General features: G+C 62.8%; 16 protein-coding genes. 8 read left to right on the top strand and 8 right to left on the bottom strand.

Annotated features, from left to right (window positions below; genetic code table 11):
• Positions 1–19: 19 nt before the first annotated feature.
• A complete protein-coding gene (locus tag M0639_RS20390) occupies positions 20–1,420 on the top strand; it encodes an amidohydrolase family protein (RefSeq protein WP_064075348.1) in 1,401 nt (466 codons plus the stop codon).
• Between the two features lies 1 nt (position 1,421).
• Positions 1,422–2,363 (top strand): antibiotic biosynthesis monooxygenase, encoded by a 942-nt coding sequence (locus M0639_RS20385; RefSeq protein WP_064075349.1) that lies wholly within the window; start codon positions 1,422–1,424, stop codon positions 2,361–2,363.
• Here M0639_RS20385 and M0639_RS20380 read toward each other — a convergent pair.
• Both M0639_RS20380 and M0639_RS20375 read right to left on the bottom strand, forming a co-directional pair.
• On the bottom strand, positions 2,351–2,581 hold the full coding sequence (locus M0639_RS20380; RefSeq protein WP_054801329.1) for a hypothetical protein: 231 nt from the start codon (positions 2,579–2,581) through the stop codon (positions 2,351–2,353). The two genes, M0639_RS20385 and M0639_RS20380, sit on opposite strands and share 13 nt — an antisense overlap.
• A gap of 393 nt (positions 2,582–2,974) precedes the next feature.
• Complete coding sequence (locus M0639_RS20375; RefSeq protein ID WP_042927240.1) at positions 2,975–4,279, bottom strand: IS256-like element ISRer3 family transposase; 1,305 nt, start codon at positions 4,277–4,279, stop codon at positions 2,975–2,977.
• 677 nt (positions 4,280–4,956) lie between these two features.
• Between M0639_RS20375 and M0639_RS20370 the strand changes: the two genes are divergently transcribed.
• Positions 4,957–5,739: a DUF1906 domain-containing protein gene (locus tag M0639_RS20370; protein WP_042920828.1), complete on the top strand. Its 783-nt coding sequence runs from the start codon at positions 4,957–4,959 to the stop codon at positions 5,737–5,739.
• On the opposite strand, the gene M0639_RS20365 is transcribed toward M0639_RS20370, so the two are convergent.
• Positions 5,726–6,226 (bottom strand): nuclear transport factor 2 family protein, encoded by a 501-nt coding sequence (locus M0639_RS20365; protein ID WP_064075823.1) that lies wholly within the window; start codon positions 6,224–6,226, stop codon positions 5,726–5,728. The genes M0639_RS20370 and M0639_RS20365 overlap by 14 nt on opposite strands.
• Positions 6,227–6,461: 235 nt before the next feature.
• Entirely contained in the window at positions 6,462–7,892 is a 1,431-nt protein-coding gene (locus tag M0639_RS20360) for an MFS transporter (RefSeq protein WP_064075824.1), read from the bottom strand.
• Positions 7,893–7,977: 85 nt separating this feature from the next.
• Between M0639_RS20360 and M0639_RS20355 the strand changes: the two genes are divergently transcribed.
• Positions 7,978–8,436 carry a MarR family winged helix-turn-helix transcriptional regulator gene (locus M0639_RS20355; protein WP_003945257.1) on the top strand — a complete coding sequence of 153 codons (459 nt, stop codon included), beginning with the start codon at positions 7,978–7,980 and terminating at the stop codon, positions 8,434–8,436.
• Here M0639_RS20355 and M0639_RS20350 read toward each other — a convergent pair.
• The 3 genes from M0639_RS20350 to M0639_RS20340 all read right to left on the bottom strand — a co-directional run bounded on the left by M0639_RS20350 (position 8,427) and on the right by M0639_RS20340 (position 10,221).
• A complete protein-coding gene (locus tag M0639_RS20350; RefSeq protein ID WP_042448789.1) occupies positions 8,427–8,825 on the bottom strand; it encodes a hypothetical protein in 399 nt (132 codons plus the stop codon). The genes M0639_RS20355 and M0639_RS20350 overlap by 10 nt on opposite strands.
• Before the next feature lie 78 nt (positions 8,826–8,903).
• A complete protein-coding gene (locus tag M0639_RS20345; RefSeq protein ID WP_003945233.1) occupies positions 8,904–9,647 on the bottom strand; it encodes an Rv1157c family protein in 744 nt (247 codons plus the stop codon).
• Positions 9,648–9,918: 271 nt separating this feature from the next.
• A complete protein-coding gene (locus M0639_RS20340; protein ID WP_003945236.1) occupies positions 9,919–10,221 on the bottom strand; it encodes a 4a-hydroxytetrahydrobiopterin dehydratase in 303 nt (100 codons plus the stop codon).
• Between the two features lie 16 nt (positions 10,222–10,237).
• Between M0639_RS20340 and M0639_RS20335 the strand changes: the two genes are divergently transcribed.
• On the top strand, positions 10,238–10,663 hold the full coding sequence (locus tag M0639_RS20335) for a (deoxy)nucleoside triphosphate pyrophosphohydrolase (protein ID WP_007726279.1): 426 nt from the start codon (positions 10,238–10,240) through the stop codon (positions 10,661–10,663).
• Here M0639_RS20335 and M0639_RS20330 read toward each other — a convergent pair.
• Positions 10,641–10,817 carry a hypothetical protein gene (locus tag M0639_RS20330; RefSeq protein ID WP_003945207.1) on the bottom strand — a complete coding sequence of 59 codons (177 nt, stop codon included), beginning with the start codon at positions 10,815–10,817 and terminating at the stop codon, positions 10,641–10,643. The genes M0639_RS20335 and M0639_RS20330 overlap by 23 nt on opposite strands.
• A gap of 324 nt (positions 10,818–11,141) precedes the next feature.
• On the opposite strand from M0639_RS20330, the gene typA reads away from it, so the two are divergent.
• The 3 genes from typA to mshB all read left to right on the top strand — a co-directional run bounded on the left by typA (position 11,142) and on the right by mshB (position 15,866).
• On the top strand, positions 11,142–13,049 hold the full coding sequence (gene typA / locus M0639_RS20325; protein WP_007726276.1) for a translational GTPase TypA: 1,908 nt from the start codon (positions 11,142–11,144) through the stop codon (positions 13,047–13,049).
• Positions 13,050–13,200: 151 nt separating this feature from the next.
• Positions 13,201–14,985 carry an ABC transporter family substrate-binding protein gene (locus M0639_RS20320; protein WP_030536226.1) on the top strand — a complete coding sequence of 595 codons (1,785 nt, stop codon included), beginning with the start codon at positions 13,201–13,203 and terminating at the stop codon, positions 14,983–14,985.
• Positions 14,982–15,866, top strand: a complete 885-nt coding sequence (gene mshB / locus M0639_RS20315) for an N-acetyl-1-D-myo-inositol-2-amino-2-deoxy-alpha-D-glucopyranoside deacetylase (protein ID WP_064075825.1) — start codon at positions 14,982–14,984, stop codon at positions 15,864–15,866. Before M0639_RS20320 ends, mshB begins: the two co-directional genes overlap by 4 nt.
• The last annotated feature ends 105 nt before the right edge of the window (positions 15,867–15,971 follow it).

Raw genomic sequence — 15,971 nt, 5'->3', positions numbered from 1 at the left:
TTTGTGCTTTGCTAAGTAAGTGACGCACCTTCATCGAGGCCATGTCTTCCACATCTCCGGTCGTCCGACGGTAGAGGATGCGGCGCAGTCGCTCGTCTCGATCCCCGACGGCGTCTTGGCGATCGACGACGCCGGAACGATCGTCTACTGCGGAGAATTCGGATCACTCCCGAGCGGTCTCGAAGGCGCTGAAACCCACGACCACCGACCGGGTTTCCTGCTGCCCGGATTCGTCGATGCACACATTCATTTCCCGCAGACCTACGCCGGCGACGCCTACGGCGGCGGCCAACTCCTCGAGTGGCTCGACCTGTGCGTCTTTCCCTCCGAATCGAGATTCGCTGATCCGGAATTCGCCCAGCACGCTGCCGAGGCCTTCTGCGCTCGCCGAGTCGCCACGGGAACCACGGCCGCGATGGTGTTCGGATCGGCCTTCCCGCACGCGCAGGACGCCCTGTTCTCGGAAACTCTGAAACGCGGCCTTCGAGTGGTCAGCGGACGTGGGATTCAGACCACCGGCCCGGCCTCCGCTGCCGCGCTGATCACCTCGGAAGAGGACGCGATCAGACTCACCCGCGAGGAGATCGACAAGTGGCACGCGGCCGACACCGGCGACGTGAACACTGCGCTCGTTCACGTCGCAGTGGTTCCCCGCTTCTCTCTCGCGGTGACAACACGGACGCTGAAGGACTTGGGGGAGTTGTACGACTCCGTCCGTGACCGGGGCGTCTACTTCCACAGTCATCTCAACGAGAACAATCGGCCCGGAACCGGCGAGGTGGCGACCACACTCGCCGAGTACGAGGTCGAGACCTATCTCGACACGTACGACGGCAAGTTCCTCCCCGGCTCACAGGTCGGCGGAAAGAGCTTCCTGGGTCCACGCGCGATACTCGCGCACTCGGTGCACTGCCAGGACTCCGAACTCGCACGAATGGCCGAGACCGGAACCTCGATCGCACATTGCCCTACTTCCCAGCAGTTTCTCGGCTCCGGCACCATGCCGTGGAAACGAACCGTTGCGTCAGGGGTCAACATCGCGATCGGATCGGACTTCGGTGGCGGCGACGAGTGCCTGCTCACCCGAGTCCTCGGCGACGCCTTCAAGGTTCACATCTCCGAAGCCGGCGACGACGGAGTGTCGATGCACCCTGCCGAACTGCTGTTCACCGGAACACTCGCCGGTGCTCGCGCGCTGGACATGGAGAACCGGATCGGCAACTTCGACGAGGGCAAAGAGGCCGACTTCCTGGTGATCGATCCGTCCGGGTGGCCGCCGCTCGCCGGGCTCGTCAACTACGGAACGCGTTCGGATGATCCGATACTCGCCCGCGACCAGACGCTCTTCGGGCTCCTGATGGCGATGCGCGAGCCCGCGATTGCGCACGTGTACGTGCAAGGGCGCCGGATATCGGGCTGACGTGTCCGCAACTGCCATCACCGGGTACCACCGAACGAGTTCGGGATTCCGGGCGTGGGTCGAGCGTGCGGCTGAGACCGCCGGTCGATTCGACGGCTACCTGAGCTGTGGCATCAGTGATCAACCGGAACCGGTGTCGCACGGCGTGTCCGTCACTTTCGACAGTGCCGACGATCTTCATCGTTGGCTGGAGTCGACTGATCGCCGCGATCTCGAAAGATCAGCTGCTGCAACGGGAATTCTGGCGCAGACGAGTGATCTCGTTCTGATCGACGGCGTGCTGCCGCCGCCCGGTATCGGTGTGTACGACCACGCCGTCGTCGTGGGTAAGGAGAACGAGTTTCTGCGAACGCAACGACACCTCATCGATCTCAGTTCGCGATTCTCCGGCTACGAGTCGGTGATGTTGTTGCGGTCGGTCACCGACTCCACCCAGTGGAAGTCCGTCCTTCGGTTTCGGACAGAGCAGCAGTTGGCGGTGTGGATGGCGTCGCCCCAGAGGGCCGCAGCACTACCGAAACTGCGGGCCGAGTTGGCCGAGGACTTCACCGAGACCACGCGGTCGACACCGTTCGGCACCATTCTGCGCACGGAGAACGGGCAGACTCGCGCGACGCCGAATTGGAAGACGGCGATGATCATCCTGCTCGTCCTCTATCCGACGGTGATGACGCTGTCGAGGTTTCTCGGGCCGCTGCTCGACAGGATCGGAGCGCCGCCGTGGCTGTCGATGTGGTTGAGCCAGATAGTCAGCGTCGGCGCCATGACGTGGTTCCTGATGCCGACGGTCACGAGATGGTTCCGTCATTGGCTGGACCCGGTCGACGGCGCCGTTCCCCGCACCAACTGGCGCGGCGTCGCGGCGGTAATTGCGGTGTACGCAGTGACTCTGACGCTCTTTGCGTCGGTGAAGTGGCTGCAGTTCTGGGACTACTTCGACTGAATCCGGCCTCGGCGGAAGTAGGTGAGTGGCCCGAAGAAGTTGACGAAGATGATCGCCGCCCACTTCTTCTTGCTGCCGTTGACCGTATCGGCAGGGCGTCGCGCCAGGTCTGTCCACGCGGCGATCGCCAACAGGGACTGAATCGTTGCGAGCACGGCGACGACGCGGCGTTGCGCGGGTGACAGCTCACTCCAGGACTTCTTCTTTGTGAGGTTCATGAACTCCACTGTGCCCTCGAACGTCCAATCGGTGTCGAGATCCGGTTGTTATCGGTGCCGGGAGTTCCTCAAATCAGTGTGAATAGCGTCACCATGATGACCGATAGGTACGGTCCCGCGGGCCGTCGGGCCGGTCGTTTTCGGCGTAAAGATCTCGCTAACTGAAGTTATGGCTGAAAAATTGCGCACACGCTCAGGATGCAATGTGCCCTGGATGGGGAAATTTGGCATCGATTCGCAAGTAAGAGACTTTGACGGCGAATCTCTCAGGGTGGGGAAGTCGAGCCCTCTGTTCTTGCAGCACCGGTCCAGCGGTGATGCTGCACGATAACTGATCTCGGCAACCATGTTCGAATTTTGGAGATATTGTCAAGACCTGTGGATGAGGGTGTTTCAGGCGACCTCCGTTTCGCTTGATTCGTCGGGCTCAGCGGGTGAGATGTCGATGGGTCGTTCGAGCAGCTTGCCTTTGTGGAACACCGCGCCGGCACGGACCAGCGCGACCAGATGGGGGGCGTTGACCGCCCGCCAGCGGGCTTGTGCGGCGTCGATCAGCTTGTAGGCCATGGCAATCCCCGCTGCGCGTGACCCAGGGCCCTTGGTGACCTTGGTTCGCAACCGCACGGTCGCAAACGTCGATTCGATCGGATTCGTAGTGCGCAAGTGGATCCAGTGCTCGGCCGGGTACCGGTAGAACTCCAGGAGCACGTCGGCGTCGTCGACGATCTTGGCGACCGCCTTGGGGTACTTCGCGCCGTAATCTACCTCGAAGGCCTTGATCGCGACCTGGGCCTTGTCGATGTCCTCGGCGTTGTAGATTTCCCGCATCGCCGCGGTCGCACCTGGATGAGCCGACTTGGGCAGCGCAGCAAGCACATTGGCCTGCTTGTGAAACCAGCAGCGCTGTTCACGGGTATCCGGAAACACCTCCCGCAGTGCCTTCCAGAACCCCAGCGCCCCATCACCGACGGCCAGCACCGGGGCGGTCATCCCGCGGCGTCGGCATGAGCGCAGCAGATCAGCCCACGACTCTGTGGACTCCCGGAACCCATCGGTGAGCGCGACGAGCTCCTTGCGGCCGTCGGCGCGGACGCCGATCATCACGAGCAAGCACAGCTTCTCCTGCTCCAGGCGGACCTTGAGATGGATGCCGTCGACCCATAGGTACACGAAATCGGTGCCCGAGAGATCCCGGTCGGCGAAGGCCTTCGCCTCGTCCTGCCATTGCGCGGTCAGCCGGGTGATCGTCGAGGCCGACAGCCCGGCACCAGTGCCGAGGAACTGCTCCAACGCCGCACCGAAGTCGCCGCTGGACAGCCCGTGCAGGTACAGCAGCGGCAACACCTCGGTCATCTGCGGGGACTTGCGTGACCACGCCGGCAGGATCGCCGAGGAAAACCGTTGCCGTTCACCGGTCTCGGCGTCGACACGGCGGTCGTTGACCCGCGGTGCGGTCACCGTCACCGCCCCCGCCGCGGTGAGCACGTCACGCTCGTGGTGATAGCCGTTGCGGACCACCAGCCGCCGGCCGTGCTCATCGAGATGCTCGGCGAACTGCTCGATGTATGCGGCGACTTCGGCGGCCAACGCCGCCGCGAGCATCTGCCGGGCACCGTCGCGAACGATCTCGTCAAGCAACGACCGACCAACACCGCTGTCGTCGTTGGAGGATTGCTGATCCTGAACTACCGTGAGCATGGGCGTACCTTCCCGAACCAGCGCGCCAACGCCGGTCCTGATCAGAGCTGATGGAATTTCAGATCATTCCCGGGAAGGTGCGCCCACTCACGCCGCCTCGCCGAGAACCATCCACAGGTTCTGATCATTGCTCCGAATTTTGTCAGGAATGCGCAATATGGTGACAAATTGTTCACCGTGACTGGTTGTTACCTGTGGATATGAGGTCACTAGAGCGGGCCTGAAATGTAACGTCCCGGACACATTTGGTGTCGTAAAAGTAACGGAAGGGCTCTAGTGTTAGCCCCGGCAGCCAGCCAGTGGCCCGCCATCACGGACAGTTCATCACTGACAGGAGCAATATCAATGCCTACTATCGGTTTCGGCGACATCTCAGACTTCCTCGGCGCTTTCGCTGACCTCTTCGGATTCCTCGACTTCATCTCCGGAAGCGTTGAAGGCCTGTCGGCAGAGTAAGTCCCGCAGAGCAAGAAGTGCCCCCGAGCCTGTGGCGCGGGGGCACTTCTCTGTTTCATCGAGCTGCGCGGTGGAGTGGGCACCGAGCCCATTTGTCGCAAATGTGGCTCATGTTGGCCAAGTGCATGGCGGGGATGATGTGACTGTGGTGGAATGCGAGCGAAAGAAGATAGCTTGCCTGCCCGCCACTTCGAGCGGGACACGCCGATGATCGGAGCTTTGTGCACGTCTCGCGAAGAAACCTCTTCAAGTACGCAGCGGCTGGATCGGCGGCTGCCGGACTCGCTGCATTGAGCGGTACGACGTCGGTGGCCAATGCCGGTTCGCTCGGGACCCTGCTCGATTACGCCGCCGGTGTGCCGTCCGCTCAGGCAATCAAGGCCGCCGGGTATGCGGGCGCCATTCGATACGTCTCGGACAGGCGCCCGGGCGCCGATTGGATGGTCGGCAAGCCCGTACTGGCGCGGGAAACCGACGCGTTGACCGCGGCCGGACTTCAAGTCGTTTCTTGCTATCAATTCGGCAAGGGCGGAACGGCGGACTGGCGCGGGGCCCGCGAAGCGGGCAAGCGTCATGCTGCCCGTGGCCTCGAACTACATGCGGCGGCTGGTGGGCCGTCCGGTCGGCCGATCTACGCGTCGATCGACGACAACCCGACCAGTACTGAAATCACTACGCTGATCGCGCCGTACCTCGAGGGGTGGGCCTCGGTTGTCGGCAACGGAGCGCTCGGCGTCTACGGAAACACTCGCGTGATCGACGCAATGATCAGTGCCGGCGTCGGAACCTGGTTCTGGCAGCACAACTGGGGCTCGCCCGCAGGGTATGTGCACCCGCGGGCAAACCTGCATCAGTTCGAGATCGACAAGCGCAAGGTCGACGGCGTCGGCGTGGATCTGAACTCGATCCTCACTCGGGACTACGGGCAGTGGTCGTTGGCCGGTGCGGTCGGTCCGGCCCAGCCGGTCGGATCCTCGTTGCCGACAGGATCTATCGCACCATAGCGCCGAATTTGGCGAGCCAGGCCTTGGCGTCGTCGGGGAGGGTGCCCGCCGCTTCCGCGGCGAGGCACCATGATTTTGCCATCGACAGGAAGTTCATCGGGTTGTAGGCGTCTTCTTCGCGAGACCACAGTCCGTTGCCGGCGTAGTGCAGGATCGTGATGTTGGCGGCTCCGTGCTTGGATCCGTCACCCGGATCCTCCATCGGGTTGTCGATCTCGCACACGATCCATCCGCGCTGCTCGTCGACCACGAACCAGTTGGCCGGGAATTCGGTCATGCGGTGCCCCGGGAACTCCGTCATCGTGCGAGTGACCCACTTGCGTACGGCCTCTCGGCCATTGAGGGTGCCGAAAGCGTGTTCCACGTAGACGACGTCCTCGGTGAACATGTCCGCGAAGGCGTTCCAATCGCCGGAACGAGTGCACTCGACAACGGTGTTCTGGTAACCCGCGAAGGCGTCTTCGAGTTCGGTGCGTGTCCAGGTCATGAAAGGCTCCTCGGGTAGTCGTCGCCTCAAATTAGAACACGTTCCAGAATTGATTGTCGGCGATTCGATGGAGAAGAGTTCTGCGGTACCGTCGTTGTCGGGTCGGGGACCCGTTATGTGAGAGGGCACCACGTGGATATCATCATCAATTTCATCTACACACTTCTGTCGAAGTTGCAGACGGGCAGCATCGAAGGCTCTTCGGAGAAGTGAGTCCTCCGCCGGGCTGATTCCCTTACGAGACTTTCTGTTTGGGAATCAACCCGGCGAACACCATCGTCACGACGGCGGCGGCGATGGAGATCAGGAACGTGGCACGAAACGCCTCGAACGAGGGGATCACTGCGGTGCCGACGGTGATGGTCATTCCGGCCAGGACGACGCTCACGATCGCGGCAGACGTCGACGTGCCGATCGATCGCATCAGTGAGTTCAGTCCGTTCGCGGCTGCAGATTCCGTGATGGGGACTGCGCCCATGATCAAGGCCGGCATGGCCGAGTACGAGAGCCCGACGCCCGCTCCGATGAACATTCCGGCCACCGCGACCTGCCAGACGCTCGACACCGTGAAATATGCGAAGGCGTAACCCAATCCGATGACGAGGGCGCCGAGCATCAGCGTGATTCGTGGGCCACGCCACGCCGAAATTCGAGCGGAGACGGGCGAGAGCGCCATCATGACGAGTCCGCCGGGGGCCAGTGCGAGTCCCGCTGCAACCATGGACAGTCCGAGTCCGTAACCGGTGGACGTCGGTGCCATGAGCAGTTGGGGGAGCGTCAGAGAATTGCCGTACATGGCAAAACCGACGGCGATCGACGCGAAGTTGGTGAAGAGAACTTGCGGCCGGGCCGATACGCGGAGGTCCACCAGCGGTGCGTTGCGTCGAAGTTCCCACCATCCCCACATCAGGAAGCTGAGCGCGGAAACCGCAAGGAGCCCCAGGGTTTTCGCGTCGCTCCATCCCCAGGTTCCGCCCTTGGTGATGGGGAGTAACAGGGTGATCAGACCAACGGTGAGGCCGAGCGCACCGACGAAGTCGAAACGTCCCGGGCGTCGTACGGTCGATTCGGGAATGACGAACGCAACCAGTGCGATGCAGATCAGCCCGAACGCTGCCGATGTGACGAAGAGGAAGTGCCAGTTGGCATTCTGGGCGATCACCGCGGCGATCGGCAGTCCGATCGCACCGCCGACGCCGAGGGTGGCGCTCATGACCGCCATCGCGCCGGCCACTTTCTTCGGTGGAAGAACGTCACGAATGATGGCTATGCCCAATGGAATTGCCCCGACCGATGCTCCTTGAAGTGCACGGCCGACAACGAGCACGATCAGTGATGGTGCGATCGCGCAGATGGCCGAGCCCAGAACGACCATCGCGAGACTGACCAGCAGCATTCGTTTCTTGCCGAACATGTCGCCGAGGCGCCCGCTGATCGGCGTGATCACCGCGGCGGCGAGGAGTGTTGCGGTGACCGCCCACGAGGTGTCGGCGGGAGTGGAGTTCAACAGGTGCGGCAATTGCGGAATGATGGGGACTACCAGCGTCTGCATCAAGGCGACGACGATTCCGCACAGTCCTAGAACGGTGAGCACTGGACCCGAGGATGCGTAGTTCGTGTCGGGGATTTTCTCGTCGACATTGGACGACCCTGCGTGAACGGACATGCGGCTCCCGCCATGGCGTGTTCTGATTGGTGCGTTCGCCCCAGTGTGCACGCTACACATCGTGTGTAGTCTGCACAATATGAGGATGGACCGGGACCCTGATCTGGTGAATATCGAGTACGAGTTGACTCTGCTCTCGCGTTACCACGCGCTCGCACAACGGGCCGAACTTCATCTGGACCGGTCGGCGTATCTACTGCTCGGTCGACTGGAATTGCAACATCCCATGAGCCTCAAGGAGCTCTCCTGCGCTTTCTCGCTCGACATCTCCACCATCAACCGGCAGATCGGCGCGCTGAGGCGTCAGGGCTTGGTGGAGCGAGTGGAGGATCCGGACGGAGGGCTCGCGCGAAAGGTCCGGCCGACGGCGCAGGGGCTGTCGAAACTTCGTGCTGATCGCGAACATTCGACGGCCGGTGTCGAAAAGGTTCTCCGGGAGTGGACGCCGGAGCAGCGTCTCGCGCTCGGTGACCTACTGCGGCAATTCAATACCTCGGTCGAAGCGCTGGAAGGCCGCGAATGGCCGCGACCGAATCAGGTCTGAGAGTGCGAGACGGATCGTAGTGAGCGGTCCGGATCGCTCGAATCCGATTCCGGCGCAATGACAACAAGTTTCGGGTGCTCTTCGGGGGCTGCATGATTTCCACGCCAGGAGAGCAGTGACCAACGTGAGAGACCGGACAGCGCGGACCCGAGACTGGCGAACGAGCCCGAACTCAGGACCGACGCCGTAGACCCGATGCTTCCGATCGAAAGAAAAGAGCCGACGCTACCGATCGACAGGATCGAGTACGCCGATCCGATCGAGAGAATGGACCCCTCGGATCGGATGGACAGTATCGATCGCGTCGACTTGTGTGACCGTATCGACTGGTCTGGGCCGGATTTCTTCTCTGGACGACCGTGCGTGATGTCCACTCGTAGATGTCCCATCTATCGGGTCTATCACGGTGATCGGAGATGCAAAAGGGACCCACCGAAATTCGGTGGGTCCCTTTCACAAGACTTCGATCAAGCTACCGCGAACATGCCCACGGTCGGAAGGAAGCTGCAGGTGATGCGATCTGCGCCTTCCGGCTGGGTGGTCAGCGAACCGCTGATCACCGAGAGAACGCGTCCGGGGCCGGTATCGGCGATAGCCGACAGAGTGGCTGGGCCGTCCGGGTTGATGCGTGCGGCGTTGGTCAAGTTCTGGGTGGCGCTGCGCTGGTTGTCGATGTTGACCCAGGTGACGGTCATCGGCACCGGCTGGTCGTCGACGGCGGGAGCCGTACCGAGAGCGGTGAAGACGAATCCGGCCTGACCGGCAGCGGGACCGGGAGGAGGCAGGTGAGCCGGGCCGGGAACGGCAAGTGCAGTTCCGACCGAATCGGCGGTGGCCGAGATGCAGCCCTTGCCAAGCGTCGGGTAGAGGAACTGCGCGATGACGGGGGCGTTCTCGTCCGGGATCGCCGGTCCGCCGCCGCCGCTGCCGTCGAGGAAGGTGATGACCTTCTCGAGGGTGGCCTTGATCTCGGGCGGAATGCCGGGGGAGTTCAGGATCGCGCGAGCCTGGTCGAGCAACGCTTGCTGCGGTCCGCCTGCAACATCGGCCGGACCTGCGGCGGCGCCGATGATGGCGGGCGCAAACGATGCGAGGAACTCGATCGGCACACTTTCGGGTGCGGGCGGTGCTGCCGGATCGGCCATTGCCTGTGCCGGCAATGCCAGTCCTGCTACTGCGGCAATAGCGACGGCGGTGAACGCCTTTCGCATACCTCGGGTTCGAAGCACTGTTTCCCCATCCTTAGTCATACCGCGCGGGCGCCTAGGCGAGCTCCGCGTTTGACGGCTCGAGGGGTCACTCTATGTACAGAGCCCCCGGGTTGTACAGCTGTTCAGTTGCTGAGCAGCTACGCACCGGGGGGAGTCTATGGCATGACCGGCCTCGATCGTGATTTACGGCGACCATACCTGTGACTGAAGTGATCTATGTGAAAGTTGATGCAACTGTTACGTCAGATTGCGAGGTTTGTTCACTCGAAGATCAGTCGAAACGGACCGAATCGTCGACGAGTACGTCAATTCGACGGGCAAGGTCGAAGTCCAGTTCCGTGAGACCGCCCGCCGAGTGTGTCGAAAGCGTGTACGTGACCTTTCGCCAGCGAACGTCGATGTCGGGATGATGATCCGCGGCCTCGGCGACTGCCGCGATGCGTTGAAGAAGCGCGATGGCGTCCGGGAATGTCGCGGAGTCGACCGTGCGAGTGATCGACCCTGGCGACAGTTGCCAGGCGGGCAGTTCGTCGAGAGCGTTTTGGATCGCGGAGTCGGACAACAAAGTGGCCATACTCCATCATGGTGCGATGAGTGATGCACCTGCAAGGGATCGGGAAGTTGTCGCCGGTGCGATCTTCCGCGAGGGAAGGCTGCTCCTCGCGCAGCGGACGAGTCCGCCGGCTTTGGCCGGTCGTTGGGAGCTGCCGGGCGGGAAGGTCGAAGAATTCGAATCGCCACAGAACGCGTTGGCGCGGGAGCTGCTCGAGGAACTGGCGGTCGAGGTGAGATGCGGCGCAAGAATCGGCGTCGACGTGCCACTGTCGCCTGGGTTGGTCCTGCGGGCCTACCGGGCGGAGTTGGTGTCGGGAGAACCGGTCGCGCTCGACCATGCTCAATTGACATGGGTCGACGCCGAAGAACTGTTGTCGATGGATCTGGTGGACAACGATCGAGCCTGGATCCCCGAGTTACTCGCGGAATTGAGCGCGCTTACGCCGCACGAGCCTTCTTGAGACCCGCTTTCAGTTCCTTCTTGGATGCGCCCTCGTTCTCGAGCTTCTTCATCCGCATGATGACGACGGGACACTTGATGCACCGCGTCTTCTTGCGGCAGCACTTCTTCTTCGGCTTGAGCTGCGAGACCTTGCTTGCCTTGACTTTTCCCATGTGACGCTGCGGCTTTCCTGTTTCACTACGGCGGAGAGCCCGCTCTTGGAACGAGGTTAGCGTACCCTTAAATGACCTGTTTCTCCAGGTCGTAATCCTACGCGCATCGGCGTGGTGCAGATCACCATTCGCTGGTGGGGGCGGTGATAGAGGCCGCACAATGCAGGAGTATCAGCCCGGAGCGAGTAGTATTTACTAGGCCGCGGTGCCTTCTCAGGCGATTCGTGCCCTGATTCGGATCACACACTCGTGCAGCGGCCACCAGAAGAGCCGTGCGACTTGACTTTCGCGTGGCCGAATCAACTCAGCCAGGAGAGCCATCGCGTGACCATCACCAGCTTCCGTAACGTTGCCATCGTCGCACACGTCGACCACGGCAAGACCACCCTCGTCGACGCCATGCTTCGTCAGTCCGGCGCGTTCGAGGAGCGCGCCGAGCTGGTCGATCGCGTTATGGACTCCGGCGACCTCGAACGCGAGAAGGGCATCACCATTCTCGCGAAGAACACCGCAGTACATAAGGTCAACGAAGACGGTTCCATCACCGTCATCAACGTCATCGACACCCCCGGCCACGCCGACTTCGGTGGCGAGGTCGAGCGCGGCCTGTCCATGGTCGACGGCGTCGTCCTGCTCGTCGATGCTTCCGAGGGACCCCTGCCGCAGACGCGTTTCGTGCTGCGCAAGGCACTCGCCGCTTCGCTGCCCGTCATCCTGGTCGTCAACAAGACGGACCGCCCCGACGCCCGCATCGAAGAGGTTGTCACCGAGGCTCAGGACCTGCTCCTCGACCTCGCATCGGACCTTTCCGACGAGGCCGCCGAAGCCGCTGAGCTCGCACTCGAACTTCCCGTCCTCTACGCGTCCGGTCGCGAAGGCAAGGCATCGACCGTGCAGCCCGAGAACGGCAAGGCTCCCGACGCCGAGGACCTCACCGCGCTCTTCCAGGTGCTGATGGAGTACGTCCCCGCGCCGAAGGGCTCGGTCGACGCACCGCTGCAGGCTCACGTCACCAACCTCGACGCATCCGCATTCCTCGGTCGCCTCGCACTCGTTCGCATCCACAACGGCGAGCTGCGCAAGGGCCAGACCGTGTCCTGGTGCCGCGAGGTCGACGGCGAGCCCGTCGTCACGAAGACCAAGATCACCGAACTCCTCACGACCATCGGTGTCGAGCGCGTTCCCGGTGAGGTCGCCGTCGCCGGTGACATCTGCGCCGTCGCAGGATTCCCGGACATCATGATCGGCGACACCCTCGCTGATCTGGAGAACCCGGTCGCACTGCCCCGCATCACCGTCGACCAGCCGGCAATCTCGGTCACGATCGGCACCAACACGTCACCGCTCGTCGGTCGCGTCAAGGGTCACAAGCTGACTGCACGCATGGTCAAGTCCCGCCTGGACCAGGAGCTCGTCGGTAACGTCTCGCTCAAGGTCCTCGACATCGGTCGCCCCGATGCGTGGGAGGTCCAGGGTCGTGGAGAGCTCGCGCTCGCCATCCTCGTCGAGCAGATGCGTCGTGAAGGCTTCGAACTCACCGTCGGTAAGCCGCAGGTTGTCACGCAGCTCGTCGACGGCAAGGTTCACGAGCCTTTCGAAGAGCTGACCATCGACAGCCCCGAGGAGTACCTCGGCGCCATCACGCAGCTCCTGGCCAACCGCAAGGGCAAGATGGTCCAGATGTCGAACCACGGCGCAGGCTGGGTTCGCATGGAGTTCATCGTTCCTTCGCGTGGCCTCATCGGCTTCCGTACGGACTTCCTCACGGAAACCCGCGGAACCGGTATCGCCAACGCCGTGTTCGACGGATACGGCCCGTGGGCCGGCGAGATCCGTGCGCGCCACACCGGCTCGCTCGTCTCGGACCGCTCCGGCACGGTGACGCCGTTCGCCATGATCCAGTTGGCCGACCGTGGAACCTTCTTCGTCGAGCCCGGCGCAGACACCTACGAGGGACACGTCGTCGGTATCAACCCGCGTCAGGAAGACCTCGACATCAACGTCACCCGCGAGAAGAAGCTGACCAACATGCGTCAGTCGTCCGCAGACGTGATGGAGACCCTCGCAAAGCCGATCAAGCTCGAACTCGAAGCAGCGATGGAGTTCTGCTCCAGCGACGAGTGCGTCGAGGTCACCCCGGAGGACGTCCGCGTCCGCAAGGTGCACCTCAACGCAACCGAGCGCGCTCGCGAGCGTTCACGTAGCAAGGCACGCGACAAGGCTGCTCTGTAGTCTTTCGTCGGTTACAACCTGACAGGCGGATGTGCCTTTCAGCCGAGTTTTCGGCGGAAAGGTACATTCGCCTTCATGGTTTCCAGGCGAAAGATCTGCCAGGGAATCGAGTGCAAAGGGGCGACGCGGCCCCGTACGGAAGGAATTGTCTGTGGCCTCAGGACGTCGCTACCTGGCGTTGGCAGTGGCAGTGACGGCGTTGTCACTGACTGCATGTACAGCCGATCCGCCGCCTCCGGTCGAGAGCACCGAAACCGTCAAGCCCACACCGACTCCGGTCGTTCCGGCGATGAAGCAGGTCACTGTGGCAATCGACGAGGTGGGAGGCGGATTCAACCCGCACCTGCTCGCGGATCAGTCGCCGGTCAACTCCGCAGTCGGCAACCTCGTACTGCCCAGTGCGTTTCGCCCGATCAATTCGCCCACACAACCTGGCGCGACGGAGTGGGCGATCGACGATTCTTTCCTCGTTTCCGCTGAAGTGACGTCGGAGGCCCCGTTCACGATTCGCTACCAACTGCGCAACGAAGCCCAATGGTCGGACGGCGCTCCCATTGCGGCAGAAGACTTTCGCTACCTGTGGCAGCAGATGATCTCGGTTCCCGGTGTGGTCAATCCCGCGGGCTATCAGATGATCGACGACGTGAACTCGTCCGGCGGCGGCAAAACGGTCAACGTCGTGATGCGTGCGCCGTATCCGGCATGGCGAGAGTTGTTCACCGATATTCTTCCGTCCCACCTGATCAAGGACACTCCCGGCGGTTTCAGCACCGGCCTGAGTGAGGGGATTCCGGTGTCGGGAGCCCACTTTCACGTGCGCTCGGTCGACCGCGGCCGGGACGAAATCGTGCTCGAACGCAACGACCGATTCTGGGGCAAGCCTTCAGACCCGGATCAGATAGTTCTGCGACGCGGAGGAACGGCTGCACAGTTGGCGGATGCGCTGCGTACCGACGATGCCCAAGTGGCGCAGGTTCATTCGGGTAGTGCCACGGATATTCAGCTGTCTGCAATCCCGGGTGTCAGGACGGCGTTCTCCTACGTTCCGCGCACTCTCGACATCAACGTGAACGGGCGAAGCAAGAACTTCGCGGATGTTCGGGTGCGTAAAGGTGTTCTGGGACTGCTCGATCCGGACCTGCTCGCCGTGGTGGCGGCAGGGAGTGAATCGGCGTCCGCCCCGGTGAAAGCTCAGATTCTCGCTCCGTCGGATCCGGGATATGCGCCCACCGCGCCGCCGAAACCGACCAGGGAGCAGGCGCTGGGCGAGCTGACCGCAGCCGGCTACCTGACGGCACCGCCCACCGGAATCGTCACGGGCACTGGAACAGTCGGATCGATCGTCCGTGACGGCGCCCAGTTGACACTGCTGATCGGCGCTCCCGAAAACGACGACATCGCGATCGCCGTGGCAAACACCGCTGCCGACGAATTGCGTGACGTGGGAATCCTGGCGACCGTCGAATCGGTGGCGCCGGAGGAACTCTACGGCGAGGACCTGACGACAGGACGCGTCGACATGATCGTCGGTTGGAGCCGGGCAGGCGCCGACACGGCCACTTCGCTGGCCTCGCGGTTCAGTTGCCCGAGCGCACCTTCCACTCCGGCAACAAGTTCGGCAGTGCCCGCACCGACGCCGTCGCAGACACCGGAGCCCATCCGAACGACAAGCGTCGAGGCTCCGAGCAACCTGTCCGGGCTGTGTGATCCGGCGTTGCAAGGTCGGATCGACGAAGCGCTCAGTGGCATCGGGGATCTCGGGTCGTTGATCGCCGATGCGGAACCCAAGCTGTGGGATCTTGCGGCGGTTTTGCCGATCGTGCAGAGCCGAGCGCTGGTCGCGGTCGGGACCGGAGTCGAGGGCGTGGTCCTCGACGGGCCGGTGCAGGTGGGGATATTCGGAAACGCTACGGACTGGGTGAGGGTGGAAAAGTGACCGCGTCGGCGAAGCGACTTCTGTTGGTGCACGCACATCCGGACGACGAAACGATCACCACCGGTGGCACCATCGCGCGATACGCGTCCGAAGGCGTCGAGGTCACAGTCCTCACCTGCACGTTGGGGGAGGAAGGCGAAGTGATCGGTGATGCGTGGGCCGGGCTCGTGGCTTCCGAGGCCGATCAACTCGGTGGCTACCGGATCGCGGAACTGAGCGCTGCTTTGTCGGCTTTGGGCAGTGCCGCTCCTCGCTTCCTCGCCGATGCCGGTCGGTATCGCGACTCCGGAATGATCGGCACACCTTCGGCCGCCAATCCCCGTGCTTTTGTCAATGCTCGACTCGACGAAGCAGTCGGCGCGGTGGTCGCCGTCATTCGTGAGATTCGGCCGCACGTCGTGATCACGTACGACCCCAACGGCGGCTACGGGCACCCGGACCACATCCAGGCGCACGCGATCACGACAGCGGCCGTCGAAGCTGCAGGAACGACCGCGTATCCCGAGACCGGCGAGCCGTGGTCGACTCCGAAGTTCTACTGGACCGTGACCGAGCGCAGCGGACTCGAACGCGGCATCGCGGCGATTTCCGAGTTCCCGGAGAACTGGCGTCTGCCCGAGCCCGGGGAATTGCCGAGCGTCGAGGACACAGACGTGACGACGGCAATCGACGTTCGAGGCGTCATCGATGCGAAGGCGAGGGCATTGAGCGCCCACGCCACTCAGGTGACGGTAGCCCCGAGCCGAGCCGAGTTCGCATTGTCGAACAACGTGGTCCAACCGATCCTGACGGTCGAGCATTTCGTATTGGCCGCCGGCGCGCTCGGTCCGGTGGGTGAGGACGGCCGCGAGCGCGATCTGTTCGACGGGCTGCACAGCTGACCTGGGCGTCGGCTCACAGGCATTGCGATCGACGCCGTAGTGGTGTGTGATGCGTGTCACCGGATGGGTGGTCCTTTCGGTAACAGCAAAGCCTGGGGGCTGAAG

Source organism: Rhodococcus qingshengii JCM 15477, assembly GCF_023221595.1.
Classification (GTDB): domain Bacteria; phylum Actinomycetota; class Actinomycetes; order Mycobacteriales; family Mycobacteriaceae; genus Rhodococcus_F; species Rhodococcus_F qingshengii.
The sequence above is the reverse complement of the archived record's forward strand: the minus strand, read 5'-3'. Positions and strand labels throughout refer to the sequence as shown.

Coding starts and splice junctions, on each gene's coding strand:
- M0639_RS20375 (WP_042927240.1), bottom strand. CDS start 4,279: ATGCTCACGGTAGTTCAGGATCAGCAATCCTCCAACGACGACAGCGGT.
- M0639_RS20345 (WP_003945233.1), bottom strand. CDS start 9,647: ATGCGAAAGGCGTTCACCGCCGTCGCTATTGCCGCAGTAGCAGGACTG.
- M0639_RS20335 (WP_007726279.1), top strand. CDS start 10,238: ATGAGTGATGCACCTGCAAGGGATCGGGAAGTTGTCGCCGGTGCGATC.
- M0639_RS20380 (WP_054801329.1), bottom strand. CDS start 2,581: ATGAACCTCACAAAGAAGAAGTCCTGGAGTGAGCTGTCACCCGCGCAA.
- M0639_RS20360 (WP_064075824.1), bottom strand. CDS start 7,892: ATGTCCGTTCACGCAGGGTCGTCCAATGTCGACGAGAAAATCCCCGAC.
- M0639_RS20350 (WP_042448789.1), bottom strand. CDS start 8,825: ATGGGACATCTACGAGTGGACATCACGCACGGTCGTCCAGAGAAGAAA.
- M0639_RS20340 (WP_003945236.1), bottom strand. CDS start 10,221: ATGGCCACTTTGTTGTCCGACTCCGCGATCCAAAACGCTCTCGACGAA.
- M0639_RS20330 (WP_003945207.1), bottom strand. CDS start 10,817: ATGGGAAAAGTCAAGGCAAGCAAGGTCTCGCAGCTCAAGCCGAAGAAG.
- M0639_RS20355 (WP_003945257.1), top strand. CDS start 7,978: ATGGACCGGGACCCTGATCTGGTGAATATCGAGTACGAGTTGACTCTG.
- M0639_RS20365 (WP_064075823.1), bottom strand. CDS start 6,226: ATGACCTGGACACGCACCGAACTCGAAGACGCCTTCGCGGGTTACCAG.